17 protein-coding genes are annotated in these 14,586 nt (G+C 46.3%); 1 reads left to right on the forward strand and 16 read right to left on the reverse strand.

The annotated features are described in order from the left end of the window. Positions 1-52 precede the first annotated feature (52 nt). The 16 genes from WCY20_RS11395 to WCY20_RS11470 all read right to left on the reverse strand — a co-directional run bounded on the left by WCY20_RS11395 (position 53) and on the right by WCY20_RS11470 (position 13,876). The gene (locus WCY20_RS11395; RefSeq protein ID WP_345975243.1) at positions 53-1,390 is read right to left on the reverse strand and encodes a hypothetical protein; all 1,338 of its coding nucleotides are present in this window, start codon (positions 1,388-1,390) and stop codon (positions 53-55) included. Positions 1,391-1,399: 9 nt separating this feature from the next. Next, complete coding sequence (locus WCY20_RS11400; protein ID WP_345975244.1) at positions 1,400-2,323, reverse strand: ATP-grasp domain-containing protein; 924 nt, start codon at positions 2,321-2,323, stop codon at positions 1,400-1,402. Between the two features lie 2 nt (positions 2,324-2,325). After that, on the reverse strand, positions 2,326-3,432 hold the full coding sequence (locus WCY20_RS11405; protein WP_345975246.1) for a M20 family metallopeptidase: 1,107 nt from the start codon (positions 3,430-3,432) through the stop codon (positions 2,326-2,328). 163 nt (positions 3,433-3,595) lie between these two features. Beyond that, positions 3,596-3,952 (reverse strand): 50S ribosomal protein L19, encoded by a 357-nt coding sequence (gene rplS, locus WCY20_RS11410; protein WP_345975247.1) that lies wholly within the window; start codon positions 3,950-3,952, stop codon positions 3,596-3,598. After that, positions 3,942-4,643, reverse strand: coding sequence for a tRNA (guanosine(37)-N1)-methyltransferase TrmD (gene trmD, locus WCY20_RS11415; RefSeq protein WP_345975248.1), 702 nt, complete (start codon positions 4,641-4,643; stop codon positions 3,942-3,944). Before trmD ends, rplS begins: the two co-directional genes overlap by 11 nt. 9 nt (positions 4,644-4,652) lie before the next feature. Further along, positions 4,653-5,195 (reverse strand): ribosome maturation factor RimM, encoded by a 543-nt coding sequence (rimM, locus tag WCY20_RS11420; protein WP_345975249.1) that lies wholly within the window; start codon positions 5,193-5,195, stop codon positions 4,653-4,655. Further along, a complete protein-coding gene (locus WCY20_RS11425) occupies positions 5,176-5,415 on the reverse strand; it encodes a KH domain-containing protein (RefSeq protein WP_345975251.1) in 240 nt (79 codons plus the stop codon). Before WCY20_RS11425 ends, rimM begins: the two co-directional genes overlap by 20 nt. A gap of 2 nt (positions 5,416-5,417) precedes the next feature. Then, on the reverse strand, positions 5,418-5,648 hold the full coding sequence (gene rpsP / locus WCY20_RS11430) for a 30S ribosomal protein S16 (protein ID WP_345975253.1): 231 nt from the start codon (positions 5,646-5,648) through the stop codon (positions 5,418-5,420). A gap of 156 nt (positions 5,649-5,804) precedes the next feature. Beyond that, positions 5,805-7,148 carry a signal recognition particle protein gene (gene ffh / locus WCY20_RS11435; RefSeq protein WP_345975254.1) on the reverse strand — a complete coding sequence of 448 codons (1,344 nt, stop codon included), beginning with the start codon at positions 7,146-7,148 and terminating at the stop codon, positions 5,805-5,807. Between the two features lie 359 nt (positions 7,149-7,507). Next, positions 7,508-8,782 (reverse strand): hypothetical protein, encoded by a 1,275-nt coding sequence (locus WCY20_RS11440; RefSeq protein ID WP_345975256.1) that lies wholly within the window; start codon positions 8,780-8,782, stop codon positions 7,508-7,510. An 84-nt stretch (positions 8,783-8,866) separates the two neighbouring features. Beyond that, positions 8,867-9,805, reverse strand: a complete 939-nt coding sequence (locus WCY20_RS11445; RefSeq protein ID WP_345975258.1) for an RNA pseudouridine synthase — start codon at positions 9,803-9,805, stop codon at positions 8,867-8,869. Positions 9,806-9,840: 35 nt separating this feature from the next. Next, positions 9,841-11,001: a lipid IV(A) 3-deoxy-D-manno-octulosonic acid transferase gene (gene waaA / locus WCY20_RS11450; RefSeq protein WP_345975260.1), complete on the reverse strand. Its 1,161-nt coding sequence runs from the start codon at positions 10,999-11,001 to the stop codon at positions 9,841-9,843. Between the two features lie 32 nt (positions 11,002-11,033). Beyond that, on the reverse strand, positions 11,034-11,759 hold the full coding sequence (locus WCY20_RS11455; RefSeq protein ID WP_345975262.1) for a C4-type zinc ribbon domain-containing protein: 726 nt from the start codon (positions 11,757-11,759) through the stop codon (positions 11,034-11,036). A gap of 86 nt (positions 11,760-11,845) precedes the next feature. After that, positions 11,846-12,571 (reverse strand): Nif3-like dinuclear metal center hexameric protein, encoded by a 726-nt coding sequence (locus WCY20_RS11460; protein WP_345975264.1) that lies wholly within the window; start codon positions 12,569-12,571, stop codon positions 11,846-11,848. Further along, positions 12,568-13,317, reverse strand: a complete 750-nt coding sequence (locus WCY20_RS11465; protein ID WP_345975265.1) for an NYN domain-containing protein — start codon at positions 13,315-13,317, stop codon at positions 12,568-12,570. The genes WCY20_RS11460 and WCY20_RS11465 overlap by 4 nt, the downstream gene beginning before the upstream one ends. Beyond that, positions 13,307-13,876: a tetratricopeptide repeat protein gene (locus WCY20_RS11470; protein WP_345975266.1), complete on the reverse strand. Its 570-nt coding sequence runs from the start codon at positions 13,874-13,876 to the stop codon at positions 13,307-13,309. Before WCY20_RS11470 ends, WCY20_RS11465 begins: the two co-directional genes overlap by 11 nt. Positions 13,877-14,009: 133 nt before the next feature. Here WCY20_RS11470 and WCY20_RS11475 point away from each other — a divergent pair, with 133 nt between their 5' ends. Beyond that, positions 14,010-14,579, forward strand: coding sequence for a DUF2202 domain-containing protein (locus WCY20_RS11475; RefSeq protein WP_345975268.1), 570 nt, complete (start codon positions 14,010-14,012; stop codon positions 14,577-14,579). Positions 14,580-14,586: the final 7 nt, after the last annotated feature.

Raw genomic sequence — 14,586 nt, forward strand, 5'->3', positions numbered from 1 at the left:
TGAGAGATGAGAGAAATAGCAACTTGATGCCATCTCTCAATAAAGGGTACCTCTAAAAAGGTAATTTGGCGAACAGTTTTGACCAGATACTGGACTGCTCTTTCGTGATGTAATCATACTCTTCAAGCTCTTCAAAGTTGCTGACCTTTTCATCGTCGATCAGTTTTTTGATCTCCAACGCCGTCTCCTCTTCCATGGAGTAGAGCGACATCAGTTCGGTCAATGTTACGTCTTTGAATTCAACTTTTCCGTCACCCTGCACTGTCGATGTGCTCTCTTCACTTTTTTCGAAAGCCTCCTTAACGACCGTTGGCAGTTTCTCCTCTTTCAGTGGCGCAATTGAGTCCGGGATATCACTCTCAACCGACTCATCAGTACGTTCCATGTCAAAATTGCCTTTGTCGGCCAACCAGTACGCCCCGTCAGCAGACGGTTCATACTTGGCGAAATAGAGGTGACGCAGGGTACGCAGCACGGACGAGTCCATTTTGCCCAACTCTTCCCATGAGAAAAGCGGTACATGCGGCATTCTGAATGTTCCCCCGCTTAGGTCCCACATGATGTATTGACAGATCCAGTCACGGATGTAAGGAAAGGCTGCAAATGCTGTTGCACACTCTAAAATATACGGTTCATCGGTATTTTCATCAATAGCAATATCACATGCCCAATATTCCGCTTTAGCCGCTTTGGAAGCTTTAACCGCTAATTCAAGTGCGTTCATCGGTACGTTTTCGTAACTCATTGACCCGCCCTGAGAGGTGTTCGTAATCCACTGCCCCTCTCCCGAAAAACGCCAGAAAGCACAAACCGGTTTATGCCCGATCAGCATAACGCGGATGTCCCCGCTGTATTTTAGAGGGATCGCATCTTGCGTGTAGATCGGGTTGTATTTTTTCTCATCTAAAAGTGCTTTCGCCTCAGCATAAGAGTCTGCTTTGTGTACAAAATACCCCCCGTAGTTTGAGGGGCCATACGAACGTTTGATGATCTGCGGGTATTTTGCCTTTTTAAGATAGTCGTACCCCTCATCTTTATCATAGAAGATCCCTGTTTTCGGTGCCTGAATATCATATTTCTCACAAAAGAGTGTCACGTTCTCTTTTGATTTGTTCGGAAACTGCGTCTCTAACGACGGGATAAAACGGACATGCGGCAATGCTTTTGCGATCTCTCTGAATGTCTCATAGGCTGTCGCCGGGATATTACCGACCAAAACATCGATGTTTTTACGACGGACCTCATTGATAAAGCGCGTTTTATCATTTTTCCAGTGGTAGGTCACTATCTCTATCTTATCCGGCCACCCTTTAAAGTTGCTTTTGTCAAAAAAGCGCAGTACATAATCCATATAGAGCAAACCGAGTTTCGGTAATTTTTTATTTCCCATTAATCATCCTTATTTTTTTGTGATTCGATCGATCATATTGACGATCAGATCGATCTTTTTATCGTTAAAATCGAGCCCCATTGCCTCTTGTTCCGGTGTTGCGAAAGCAGGAATCCCGTTGACCTCAAGGACCACATATTCCTCTTTTTCTTCATCGTACAGGATATCCACACCGGCAATTTCCAAGCCGATCGCCTTCGTTGCACGTTTTGCCAGTTCGACAATCTCATCATTGGCCTCACGCAAGATGACACTGCCGCCGGATGTGATATTTGTTCGCCAGTCTCGACCGCCCGCCTTACGTCCGTAGCAAGCGACAAACTCACCGTCAACAATATCAACCCGAAAATCTGAATAGTCATTTTTGATGAAACGTTCCACATAAACATTACGGGCATCGCTTTTATTGATAAACGGAAGCAGCGTATCGAGTGTTACGCGGTTTTCGATCAGGGCCATACCGTTACCGCCCCAGCCGTCGATCGGCTTATAGACCATTTTTCCCCATTCGTCATATTGGTCAACCATCCCGTTCATATCCTCTTTATGGCAGAGGTAGAAATCAGGCGTCCGGACACCGGCCTTTGCTAGCATCATGTTTGATTGGAACTTGTCTTCGGCGATAGCAAAAGACCTAAAATTGTTGAGTGTCGGAATAAACTCGCTGAGCACCTGGTACATATAGACCTGTGCAACGGTCTGCTCACCGGCATTGTAGGAAAAGAAAGCGTCAAGTGCCGTCATATCAAGACCTTTGCAGTGGATTCCCTCTTTGGAGCCTTCGGCAAAACGCAGATCTAGTCCTGTAACCGAATTGATACCGCGCTCCAACAGTTTTAAGATTAACTTCTGCTCGATCTCCGGTCCGCCGCTGTTTTGATACATCCATATACCGACCTTGCGATCGCATTCCAAACTATCAGAAACTAACATCCCTACTCCTTAAACCCCAGGTTTTCAATAAAATAGCCTATCAACTGTTTTGAAAGCGCAATACGTTCTACAAAACTCTGCTTGTTGGCACGTTCATGCACCGTATGGTCGCCGTCACCGAAGGGGCCCAGTCCATCAAGCGTAATAACGCCGCAGGAACTGACGATATTGGCGTCACTGACCCCGCCACGCTCTTCTGTCGGCAGTTTATGACCCGTTATCCGCTCAAGATCATCAACAAAATCGAATGAACTTTTCGAGCTCATCATCACGTCACGCTGTATGCCGCCACTCAGTACGTTTTTTGTACCTTCTATATACGAAGTCTTGGCTATCTCATCGATGGCCTTTAACACACGGTCACGCTCATCTGTTGTCTTGTAGCGCAATTCAAACGTGAGATGTGCATGAGGCGAGATAGTATTCGCACCGATTCCCCCTTCTATCTTGCCAACATTGACTGTCGTTCCTTTCTTCAAGTCCGTCAATGCAACAAGCCGCTGCAGTTTACAGGCGGCTTCGAGATTGGCGTCAACCCCATCGGCATAAAAATTGCCCGCGTGTTTGGCCACACCTGTTATATCGATAAAGAAGGTACCGACACCCTTGCGTCCCGTTACCACTTCGCCGTTTGGACCGGCTGCCTCATAGACCAGACAATAATCATATTCCGGGGCCAACTGCGCCGTAAGGAGTTTGGAATCATCGCTGCCGGTCTCCTCGTCGCTCACAAAAAGAACATCGACATTGGTGATCGCCATCCCCTCTTCTCTGAGCTGACGCAATGCCTCGAGGGCAACGATATTACCGCCCTTCATATCACAGACGCCCGGACCGTAGACCCATTCGGCATCCTCGCTGAAGCCCTCGAACTTACCCTCGGGGAAAACGGTATCGAGATGCCCGAGCAATAGAAGTCTTTTGCCCCCTTTATAAGGCGAACGATAAAGACGATGTTCGCCGATAAGTTCCCGCTGATACTGTTTAATTTCAAAACCAAGTTCACTGAGCCACGCATCAAAAACAGTGCCGACCTTATCGACACCGCTTTTATTCTTGGTAAAAGAGTTGATTTCAATAACTTTTTTAAGATCGGCCAGATAGTCCACAGTTTTCCTTCTTTGAAAATAGAAACTGTATTAGAAACTTATTACAAATCAATAACAGTAAATATGGACAATTATACTAAGTTGGGATAAAAGAAAGGGAGAAAAGAGTGATTAAAAAATAAACGGGGAGAAAGTTAACTGCCCGAAGGCAGTTAATGATAAATTACTTGCGTAATTCTTTGATACGTGCTTTTTTACCAGCAAGATCGCGAAGGTAGAAAAGTTTCGCACGACGTACACGACCGCGGCGAATTACTGTGATCTCGTTGATAGAGTCAGAGTAGATTGGGAAGATACGCTCGATACCGACTGCGTTGGCACCGATTTTACGTACTGTGATCGTTTGACCAGTCCCTTGACCACGTTTAGCAATACATACACCCTCGTAGTTTTGAATACGAGTTTTCTCACCTTCTTTAATAGTAACAGCAAGACGTACAGTATCACCAGCACGGAAGTCAGGAATATTTTTCGAAGCTACTTGCGCATTTTCGAAATTTTCGATGTACTTATTTCTCATAAGATGTCCTTTTTTTGTGCTTTAATAGCTGCTCAGGCCTGAAGAACTTGGTTTTAGCTTCAGACATGGCAAATTTCAGTGCGGCAATTTTACTGTGATTTCCCTTTATATATTCTGATGGAACCGCACTTCCTTCATATAAAGCTGGTTTTGAAAATGATGGTGCTTCCAAAAGTGGCGTTTCGAAGCTCTCTGTATCGAGAGATTCGATATTGCCAAGGACACCCTCAATATTGCGGGCGATCGCGTCGCTCATCACAAGTGACGGCAACTCACCGCCTGTCAAAACATAATCACCGATGCTAAAGAGCTCATCCGCAAATGTCTCGATAACACGTTCATCTATCCCTTCATAACGACCACTTACAAAGGCGATACGACTTTTTTTAGCCAGCCGTTTAGCATCGTTTTGTCTAAACGGTTTGCCCACGGGAGTGGTAAAGATGATATGCACATCACCCTCTTCTTTCAGTGCCTTAAGCGCATCAAAAAGCGGCTGGGGTGTCATCACCATACCGGCCCCGCCACCTGTTGCCGTATCATCGACTTTCAGGTGTTTGTTGGCTGTATAGTCACGCGGGTTGACAAAATCAACGTCAAAAAGCGCTTTATCCATCGCTCTTTTGAGTATTGAATCCTGAAAATACCCCTCTATCAGGTTTTGAAAGAGTGTGACATAGGTAAAACGCAAAGCAATTCCCTATGAGGCAGACAAAATATCGACAGCACCCGACACGTCAATGCGTTTGGCCTCGATATCTGTCTTGAGAATAAACGGTTCATGGTACGGGACCAGAAAATTTTTACTCTCACCCGCATCAACAAGAGCATCGTCTGTTTTGATGCTCAAGTAATCGGTTATCCCTATGCGCTCGATCTCTTTCACGACACCAAGACGTCGGTCCGCTTCATAGACTTCACAGCCTACGATATCGAACCAGAAGTGCTGACCTTCTTCAAGTTCACACTGCTCACGTGTTGCTTGCATTGTCGTGTAAAGTTTGGTATTGGTCAGTTTCTTGGCACTTTCCATGCTTTCGAAACCCTCTATACGAATCAGGCCCCGATCTTCATTGATGCTATGGATAGTCAGTGTTTTCCCATCTTTTGTGTAGAAGGTTGCCCCGGCCACAAATTGTTCGGGAAAATCACTTTTGTCATGAAACTTCATATCACCGTGCAGACCGACAGTCCGGCCCAGCGTAGCAATATGAAGAAGATCTTTAGTCAATGGCTTCGACATTGATCCGGTAACCCTTACCGTCTTTGGCTTTGCAGCCGGAGATAAGCGTTTTGATCGCACCAATCATCTTGCCCTCTTTGCCGATGAGTTTACCTACATCAGCCTGGTTTGCATGTAAAATGATTTCAATCATGTCATCACCTTCATGTGCCTCAACCTGAATATCCTCAGGGTAGTTGGCGATCATCCTGGCGAATTGTGCGACGAAATCAGTAACCATGACTACTTACCAGTAATCTTTTTAACGCGATCGCTCATCTTGGCGCCGACGCTTAACCAGTAGTCAAGACGCTCATTGTCTACCACAAGTGTCTTTTCATCGTTCATCGGGTTGTAGTGACCGATAAGTTCGATCCATCCACCGTCACGACGTTTACGTGAATCTGTTACCGCGATACGGTAAAACGGCTGTTTCTTACGACCCATACGAGTCAGTCTGATAACTGTTGCCATAATTTTGTCCTTCTCTGCGCATGTCCTATTTCAACATGCTGTATATGTTTAATTTTGCCCAACGGCAAGACTGATGATACCCTACATATCATCAGTCTTGCCGTTAAACGCAAAAGAGTGGCTTCCGAAGAAGACACGATCTGCGTTCTTCAACGTTTAACGCGGGAATCCGCCGCCTTTCATCTGCCCCATCATGGCCTGAAGGTCCTGCATCCCTTTTTTACCGGAAAAACGTTTCGCCATCTTCGCCGCATTTTTAAACTGTTTCAAAACACGGTTGACCTCCATCTGGCTCATACCGCAACCCGCAGCGATACGCATTTTACGGCTGTTGTTGAGAAGGTCAGGGTCTTCACGTTCTTTCGGGGTCATAGAGGAGACCATCGCTTTGATCTGGCGGATCTCTTTCGAGTTCTCCATATCAAAGTCTTTTAACGCTTTGGAGACATCACCCATACCCGGTATCATCCCCATGATCGACTTCATCGAACCCATCTTTTTCATCGACTCCATCTGCTCCAAAAAGTCGTTGAAATTGAACTTCCCTTTTTTGATCTTTTTGGAGAGCTCTTTGGCTTTCTTCTCATCAATGACGTTGGCTGTTCTTTCCGCCAGTCCTTCGATATCACCGAAGCCCATAAGACGGTTGACGATACGCTCAGGCAGGAAGACCTCAAGGTCTTCCATTTTCTCACCGCTACCGATAAAACGCAGCGGCACCTCGACCTGTGAAGCGATCCCCAGAGCAACACCGCCTTTCGAGTCACCGTCATACTTGCTCAGAATAACCCCGTCAATACCGATCTGCTCTTTAAAGCTTGTCGCAGTACGTACGGCATCCTGACCTGTCATCGAGTCGGCGACATAGAAGATCTCTGCAGGGTTGGCCACATCTCTGACCGCCTTAAGCTCACCCATCAACGCCTCGTCGATAGCAAGACGACCCGCAGTATCGATCAACACGACATCATAGAGACTGGCACGCGCTTTTTCAAGACCGGCTTTAACGACAGAGACCGGTTCACCCTGCTCATCTTCAAAAAGATCGACCTCGATTTTTTGCGTAATCTGACGTAGCTGCTCTACGGCAGCCAGACGCTGAAGGTCGGCCGCGATAATCAGTACTTTTTTCTTTTTCTGCTCTTTAAGATAGGTGGCAAGCTTCCCGGTCGTTGTTGTCTTACCGGAACCCTGCAGACCTGTCATCAGGATGACAGTCGGCGGGTTTGGCGCGAAGACAAAACCGCGGTTACCCTTGACATCCAAAATAGCATTAAGGCTCTCTTGCATTGCAGAAAGGAACTGGTCTTTTCCGATTCCGGCCATTTTGGTCTTATGTTCGACCTCAGCGATGAGAGAACGTACGACACTGTGGTGTACGTCGGCTTTCAACAGTGACTTTTTAAGCTCGTCAAGGGCTTTTTTAAGTGCCTTTTCATCATCATGAAAACGGATTTTCTTAATAGCTGATGTAAACGAATCGGTCAATGTTTCAAACACGCGATCTCTCCTTTTTTTTATTATTCAGTTCAACATTAAGAATGCTGCTAGAAAAAGTAGCGGATTATATCCAAAACATACTTTACTGTTGCTTTCAATAAAACTTAAGGCCTTTTGCAACAACGATACCGTTCTGTTTCGGATCAATATGGAGGGAGCAATATTCGTGATACACTCTTGCAATGCAAACATATAGGGATCAATACCATTTCAGGTATCTCACTGCTGCAGATAAGAAAACTTCCAGGATTCGTTATAAGGGCTTAGATGCGTTACAATCCACCTTGTTTTCCCTCCATTGACAACAGATTGTTTTGACACGGTATTCCGGCTCACCTGTGCAAAGTCAAAAATAGAGTCTAGAATTCGGATTTCTCTTGATAGAGAAGGACCAGAAGGTCATAAACTTTCTGGATAGTGACCGGTTTATGGATCTCCGCATCCAATATATCAAGTGTCTCTTCGATAGTGTGTCTGAATTCTTGGTTTTTATTTAGCGAGACCACTTTAATTTCCCTTGACGACTTGATCTCTTGCAGCTTTTTGACCAGGTTATGCGAGTAATAACGCTCTTGTATCACCACCAAATCGTAGTCATCGAGCATCTCCAGCGCACCGAAAAGCTCTTTCGATGAGAGGACATCAACCTCATTTTTAAAATAGGCAAACATGTTTTTTTCAGCCAGAGCAGACTCTTTGTGATCATCCACAATCAGGATGCTGTGTTCAATCATGGTTTTGGAAGGAAGACGGTGATATCTCATTTCGCTTGGATTGAGCATATGCAGCTTCAAGTTGATCACGAACATACTGTCGTTATGATTATAAAGTTCGAAGGTAATATCGCCCTGCATCAAACGGGCATACTCTCTTGCCAGATAAAGTTCCAGTCCGAATGGCGGGGTCTCATTGATAAAAGGGGTGAAGATATCGAGATTCTCTTCTTGATAATTATGCCGTGCATACGGAATATGGAACTCTAAATGAACCGATTCATCACCGAGGTTTAACCGTTTAATACGCATCTCTATGACATAAGAACTGCTTTTCAGAACAACACTTTGGAGGACAAAGAAAAGCATATCTGTTATTCGATCTGCATCACCGATAAGTTGAGCAGGCACGTTGGCATTTATATCAAATACGACCTCGAAATTACGCTCTTCTTCGAGGGCATGCAACTTAGCAGTTACTGCCTCTAAAACCGTATTAAAATCAAAAGAGCCTGTCTTGACCTCGAGCTTGCCCGATTTCAGTTCTATGTACCCTTGGTAGAGAGGCATGCAGCGTTCACGTTCTTCTGGTGAGACATGATGTTCATTGAACAGGGTTTCCAAAGCCTGATCCAGTGGATCGTCACCCGTTGAAGCCTCTTTTTGAACGCTATCGACTTTCGACGACACCTTTGCTTTTTTTGGCTTGTGCTGAACAGGGAAACTACCGTTTTCCCCTTGCAACGATGCCTTGACCCTCAATATACGAAGGATGAACGGCATCGCGATCAGGAACAATACAACAAAAACGACAATTTTCAGAATAAAGATATTCTCTTCTACTCTTATCTCTTGTAACGTTTTTTGGGCATAAAGCTGTACCGAAAGTAACAGAGCAAAGAGTACAAACAGAAATCGCATGATCACATCCACTATGAGTTATTGATTTTTAATCTTAACATACACTTATTTCAACCAGCTTAATACTGGAAAGGTGCCGTAAAATCATGAAGAGTAGTGGGCAAAGATCTTCGGTTCATCGGCAACAAAAGTCTTGCCGAGCAGTACCACTTTTTTTGCATGCAGCATCACGCGCGTGCTTCGCTTGGCACCATAAAGTTCATCGCCGACAATTGGATACCCGATCGAACGCAGATGGACACGGATCTGATGCGTACGCCCCTCCTGGATCACTACTTTGACCTTGGAGTATTTACCTACGACCTCCATAGGTGTCACCTCGGTGTGGGCCGGTTTCCCCTTTGGCGAGATCTTGGAATAGGCTTTGTTGTGACGTTTTTCCGTCAATATCGCCTTGTCGATCACCTCGGGCTCGGTAAACATCCCCTCAACCCAGGCCGTATACTCTTTATAAACATTATGTTTCTTGAATTCACTGATAGCTTTATGGCGGAACTCCTCATTTTTGACCAGGATCAGGACTCCGCTTGTCTCGCGGTCAAGACGATGCAGCAGCTTTGCTCCCGGAAACTGATGCTCAACTTCATCTGCATTAAGAAACGCCGGTTTATTGACCACGATAAGATCATCATCTTCGTAGATAGGTACGACTTTGGCAACCTCGGAGACCTTGAATGTTGACTTCAACGGCAGTTCTCCGCGTGCTACCATCACCTTTTTATTGCCGACATAGACCAGACCGCGATCAATAAGCGCCTTTGCCTGGGAGTTGGAGATGGACTCTTGCAGCGCTAAAAGCTTATACGCCTTTTCCATCTTCTCACTGCTTTTTACTGCTCTGGCTGCACTCTCCTGTACAAACTCATCACCCATCTTTTCACTGCTCTTTTTGCTGACAGGCGCCTTTTTGGAACGCTTGCTGTCTGCTTTTGCAAAAGCTTTGGCCCTTACCTTGGCTTTGCCTTCCTCTTTTTTGTTTTTTGCACGTTGCTGGCTTGCAATACTTTTTTTACTGTTATTCATAATCTGCCTTCATCTCGTCATATTTTTACGAAGTTTTATTGGTTTAAATAGTTAATTATACTCTCTAAATCGATCTTTTCATCCATAAAGGAGGCGTCCATCGATCTTGCTTTGTGCAGGGCCTTCAATATCTCCGTTGGTTCGACCTCTTGCACATTGTGCACATACTTGAAAAGTTCCTGCTGCATAAAAGCATGTTTTCCCGTAATGATCTTGCACCCGAAACGGGCAGGTTCCAGTGGATTGTGTCCGCCTACATCGGCCCTGAACGCACCCCCTAAAACAGCGACATCGCTGATGGCATAGACATTGTTCAACTCACCCATCGCATCGACCAGGATGATATCGGCTTCGAAATCCTCTTTTTCGCTCCAGCGCGACAGTGTCTGATCATCCTTCTTCATTGCTAAAAGCAGTCCGTAAACGCGTTCGAAACGTTCCGGATGACGGGGGACGACAATCAGTTTTGAGCGGTGCTCTTCGCTGTAGTTCAGATAGGCCTCAACAATCGCGCGCTCTTCGCCCTCATGGGTGCTTGCAGCAACAATAATCTCGGAAGAAGGTTTTTCGTAACGTTTTGTTGCGGTGATCTTTTGCGCCAATTTTATGTTTCCAACCACCTCGATGTTTCTGGCACCCAGCAGCTCAAAACGTTTTTTGTCCGCCTCGCTTTGACAGAAAATCTTGTCCGTACGCGCAAACAGACGCCGGTAAAACCAATCCAGCTTACGGTATTTCGGAAAGCTCCGCTCCGTCATCCTGGCATTCAGCAAGACAACTTTAGCCCCTTTCGCGCGGGCAACTGCAAAGAGCAGATACCAGAACTCCGCCTCCAGGACGACCAGCATCTTGTGTTTTCCGACCCAAAAGGGAAGCAGACTTTCAAAGGGCAGATACCGCACCTCAGCCTCATATTTAAGGGCTTCAGCATGACCCGTATGCGTAATGGTCGAAATACTGATCTCCCGCTCTTGCAACTTCTCTAAAACAGGCTTCAGTGCTCTTGCTTCGCCCAAAGAGCAGACATGGAACCAGATATCTTTTTTTTTGAAACGTGGATTTTCTTTTAAAAAAAAACGTGCCGGAAGCGATTCTCTGTATTTTGTTTTAAATGATAAGAGGAGTAAAAAAGGCAGTGCGATTAGATAAAGAAGTGTCGCAATAAGGAAATAAAGAAGTGTAAATGGCTTCATCATCACACTACACTCCTTGTACAACGAAGTGCTAATTACGCTTCAGCTGCCTCAGTAGACGGTTCTATATAAAGAATACGGCCGCAGTGAGGGCAGGTCGTGATCTCTTCGCCTTTGATAACCTCGGCATAGACTTTGTCATTGATGACCATGTAACAGCCCATACATGCCTGGTTTTTCACTTCAACCGCGGTGGTGTTTTTAGCCCATCGACGGATCTTCTGATAAAACGAAAGACCTTTCTGGTTCATCTGGGAAACCAGTTTCTCTTTTGCTTCAAAGACTTTTTGGCGTTCCGTGTTGATCTCAGCCAACTTGGCATCGACCTCTTCTTTTACACTCGAGAGGTTCGCATCGATCTCTTCCATCTGCCCTTGCAGTTCAGCGATCTTGCCTTGTTTATTTTCCACCACTTTTTCTAAACGCTCGATCTCTTCGTTGGCAAATGAGACCTGCTCTTTGGCGATCTCTTCTTCAAGCTGCAGTGATTTCATCTCACGTTCAGTCTTGACATCACCGCTTTTTTTGCTGTTCTCTTCCAGTTTGGCGGAAAGCTCTGCAATATGAAGTTCATTCTTTTGCTTTTTGACCTGTTCTGCTTTGATCTCTTCATCAAGTGTCGCGATCTCAGTTGCGATGTTCTCTTTTTTGGCAAGAGCTGCTTCATACTTGATATTAGCTGCTTCGATCTGTGGTTCAAAGGCATCGATCTCTTTATCGATCTTAGAAAGTTCAATCAGTTGTTCTAGGTGCTTATTCAATCTTTTTCCTTAAAAATGTTGCAAGGACGCTATTGCGGGCTCTGCATGGGCTAGGTAAGAGTGCCCTTAATTTGGGCACTGGGCATCTACAAATAGGTAAATGGGTTTTTTGATGATGAAATTATAACCGTTAATCCTAAATTTTTCAAATCTTTCTGCAATATCTCGCCAAAATAGCGTTCGCTCTCAAAGTGGCCGATGTCGATCATATTCAGACCCAGCACTTTTGCCTCCATCGCATCATGATACTTGATATCGCCGGTCAGGAAACAGTCCGCCTCGATCTCGCGCATCAAAGAGGCGCCGGAACCGGTGCAGAGTGCCACCCGTCTGATCACTCTATCATGTGCGACAACACTCTTCGGATGGGTAAGACCGAAGGCCTGAACAACATCGGCTGCAAAATCCTCGAAAGAGCGCTCAAGATCAAAATAGATCAGATACTCATTTTGTTCCGCTATCTTTTTGCCCAGGACTTTCTCGGCGACATAGGCATTAAGGTGCGTCTGATCAAAATTGGTATGCATCGCGATATTGGCGATCTTTTTCTCGATCATCTTCACGAGCAGTTTGCTCGGGTAGGTCGCGTAATCCATCGTCTTGATCCCGCTGAAAATCAACGGGTGGTGGGTGATGATCAGGCTCCCCTCCTCCACGCTCTCCAGAAGCGCTTCGTCGATATCGATGCTGAGCACTATCTTGGAGACCTCCTGATCCATGCTGCCGACGATGAGGCCGGAGTTGTCCCAGGAGGCCTGCAGTGCAAAAGGAGAGAGTGCATCCAGGACCTTGTATATTTCGCCGACTGTCATTCGTAGCTCCTCTTTCGTTTAAGCCGTACACGAACCGTCTGTGTCCGTGAAAGCGGATCAACCTCTTTAAACTCGAAAAGCTTCGTGTTCTCTATCAGATCGCGCAGCTTCTTGAAACCGTAGTTCCTCGGATCGAAATCGGGGGATTTGTTCAATATGTTCTGTCCCACGGAACCGAGATGGGACCAGCCCGCTTCATCGGTCGTATCTTCTACTGCATGGCGAAGCATATTAAGCACTTTGAGATCGATCTTTTGTGATTTCGACGGTGTTTTTTTCTCTCTGGTTTCACTCGCTTCATCGGTCTCGCGCAGTATCTCGGTATAGATAAACTTGTCGCAGGCACTGACAAATGCCTTGGGTGTCTTCTTCTCACCGAAACCGTACACTTTTAGCCCCGCTTCGCGAATACGGCTGGCCAGCCTTGTAAAGTCGCTGTCACTCGAAACGATGCAGTAACCGTCAAGTTTCTCGCTGTAGAGCAGGTCCATCGCATCGATGATCAGCGCCGAATCGGTCGCATTCTTTCCCGTGGTGTAGGCAAACTGCTGCACCGGGTTGATGCCGTGTTCAAGCAGGGTCGTTTTCCACCCCTTCAGCCGGGTGTCCGTCCAGTCGCCGTAGATCCGCTTGACACTCGCAACACCGTACTGGGCGATCTCGTCAAGCAGCCCGGCGATGATGGAGGATTGCGCGTTGTCGGCATCGATCAGCACCGCAAGGCGTGATTGGCTCTTATCGTCCATCGAGCTTCTCCAGTTCCTCTTTAGCTGCCTCCAGATCCGGTGCGATCTCCAGCGCCTTCTGATACATCGCTTTGGCCTGGTCAAACTCGCCCATCTCCACCAGAAGGTTGGCATAATTGAAATAGGTCACCTCGTAGTTCGCATCAAGTTCTATCGCACGTCTGTAATGGTCTTGCGACTCATCAAGACGCCCCAATGCACGGAGTTGCGAGGCAATTGCCAAATGGGTCACGTCCTCTTCTCTTAAACGAAGCGACTCATTATAGAGCTTTAGCGCTTCATCATGATTTCCCATGGCGCTCAGGACAAACCCCAGGCGGTTGGCCAGTTCAGGAATGGAGCTGTCATGTGCATAGGCTTTTTGAAGCAGCTCTCTTGCTTCAAGCAGACGCCCTGCATCATAGGCCTTGTCCGCTTCATCGACAAGCGCATCGATATCGATCTGTTCAAGCATGGAGTGCTCATTTGCGTCTGTATCCTGCAGACCCTGCATATGTTCATAGACCTTGTAGGCGAAAAAAGCGGTCGCCGCCAGTAAAATAATCTGCATTATTGTCATTCTTGTCCTTTTACGTCAAAAGTATACTAAGCCAACGGTTAACAATGCTTTTGTTTCAGAGCTTCTTAACACTCTACTAACACTTTTATTCTATACTTCGGCCACATTAAATTAATATATAAAGGTGGTAAATATGAAAACAACGAACAATCGAAGGAACTTCATCAAACTCTTGGGTCTGGGTGCCGTGGCAAGCACATCGACGTTATTGGCTGCAGGCCGTGGCAAAAGCAGTCAGGTGACCGTGTTGACTGAGGAGCAAAAAGACACCCTCTTCTTCATCTTCCAGGAGGAGAAAGTGGCCAGAGATGTCTATATTACTCTGGGCAAACTCTATCCGGACGAGTCGACATTTGCCAACATTCAGCTCTCGGAGCAGGAGCATATCCTTTCGGCCCAGGTACTGTGTGAACGCTACGGCATCGATACCTCAAGCGTCAACCTGTCGCTCGAAGAGGACTATGTCGGACAGTTCGAACTGCTGGCAATGCAGGAGCTCTATAACCAGTGTATCGAACTCGGACAGGAGTCACACCTTGAAGCACTCAAAGTCGGCCGTCTGATCGAAGTCACCGACATCGATGACCTTGATGATGCTGCCGAGGGAATGCCATCTGATGTCGTCTCGGTCTACGAAAGTCTGAAAGAGGGAAGTCTTAACCACCTGGATGCCTTTGAAACAGCTATTGCGAGAGCGGAATAGAGGAAGA

The organism is Sulfurimonas sp. HSL3-7 (assembly GCF_039645985.1).
Lineage (GTDB): Bacteria > Campylobacterota > Campylobacteria > Campylobacterales > Sulfurimonadaceae > Sulfonitrofixus > Sulfonitrofixus jiaomeiensis.

Bases quoted from the DNA above. Each gene is read 5' to 3' on its own strand.
- WCY20_RS11395 (WP_345975243.1), bottom strand. From the start codon at position 1,390: ATGGGAAATAAAAAATTACCGAAACTCGGTTTGCTCTATATGGATTAT.
- WCY20_RS11400 (WP_345975244.1), bottom strand. From the start codon at position 2,323: ATGTTAGTTTCTGATAGTTTGGAATGCGATCGCAAGGTCGGTATATGG.
- rplS (WP_345975247.1), bottom strand. From the start codon at position 3,952: ATGAGAAATAAGTACATCGAAAATTTCGAAAATGCGCAAGTAGCTTCG.
- rimM (WP_345975249.1), bottom strand. From the start codon at position 5,195: ATGTCGAAGCCATTGACTAAAGATCTTCTTCATATTGCTACGCTGGGC.
- WCY20_RS11425 (WP_345975251.1), bottom strand. From the start codon at position 5,415: ATGGTTACTGATTTCGTCGCACAATTCGCCAGGATGATCGCCAACTAC.
- rpsP (WP_345975253.1), bottom strand. From the start codon at position 5,648: ATGGCAACAGTTATCAGACTGACTCGTATGGGTCGTAAGAAACAGCCG.
- WCY20_RS11440 (WP_345975256.1), bottom strand. From the start codon at position 8,782: ATGCGATTTCTGTTTGTACTCTTTGCTCTGTTACTTTCGGTACAGCTT.
- WCY20_RS11445 (WP_345975258.1), bottom strand. From the start codon at position 9,805: ATGAATAACAGTAAAAAAAGTATTGCAAGCCAGCAACGTGCAAAAAAC.
- waaA (WP_345975260.1), bottom strand. From the start codon at position 11,001: ATGATGAAGCCATTTACACTTCTTTATTTCCTTATTGCGACACTTCTT.
- WCY20_RS11460 (WP_345975264.1), bottom strand. From the start codon at position 12,571: ATGACAGTCGGCGAAATATACAAGGTCCTGGATGCACTCTCTCCTTTT.
- WCY20_RS11465 (WP_345975265.1), bottom strand. From the start codon at position 13,317: ATGGACGATAAGAGCCAATCACGCCTTGCGGTGCTGATCGATGCCGAC.
- WCY20_RS11470 (WP_345975266.1), bottom strand. From the start codon at position 13,876: ATGACAATAATGCAGATTATTTTACTGGCGGCGACCGCTTTTTTCGCC.
- WCY20_RS11475 (WP_345975268.1), top strand. From the start codon at position 14,010: ATGAAAACAACGAACAATCGAAGGAACTTCATCAAACTCTTGGGTCTG.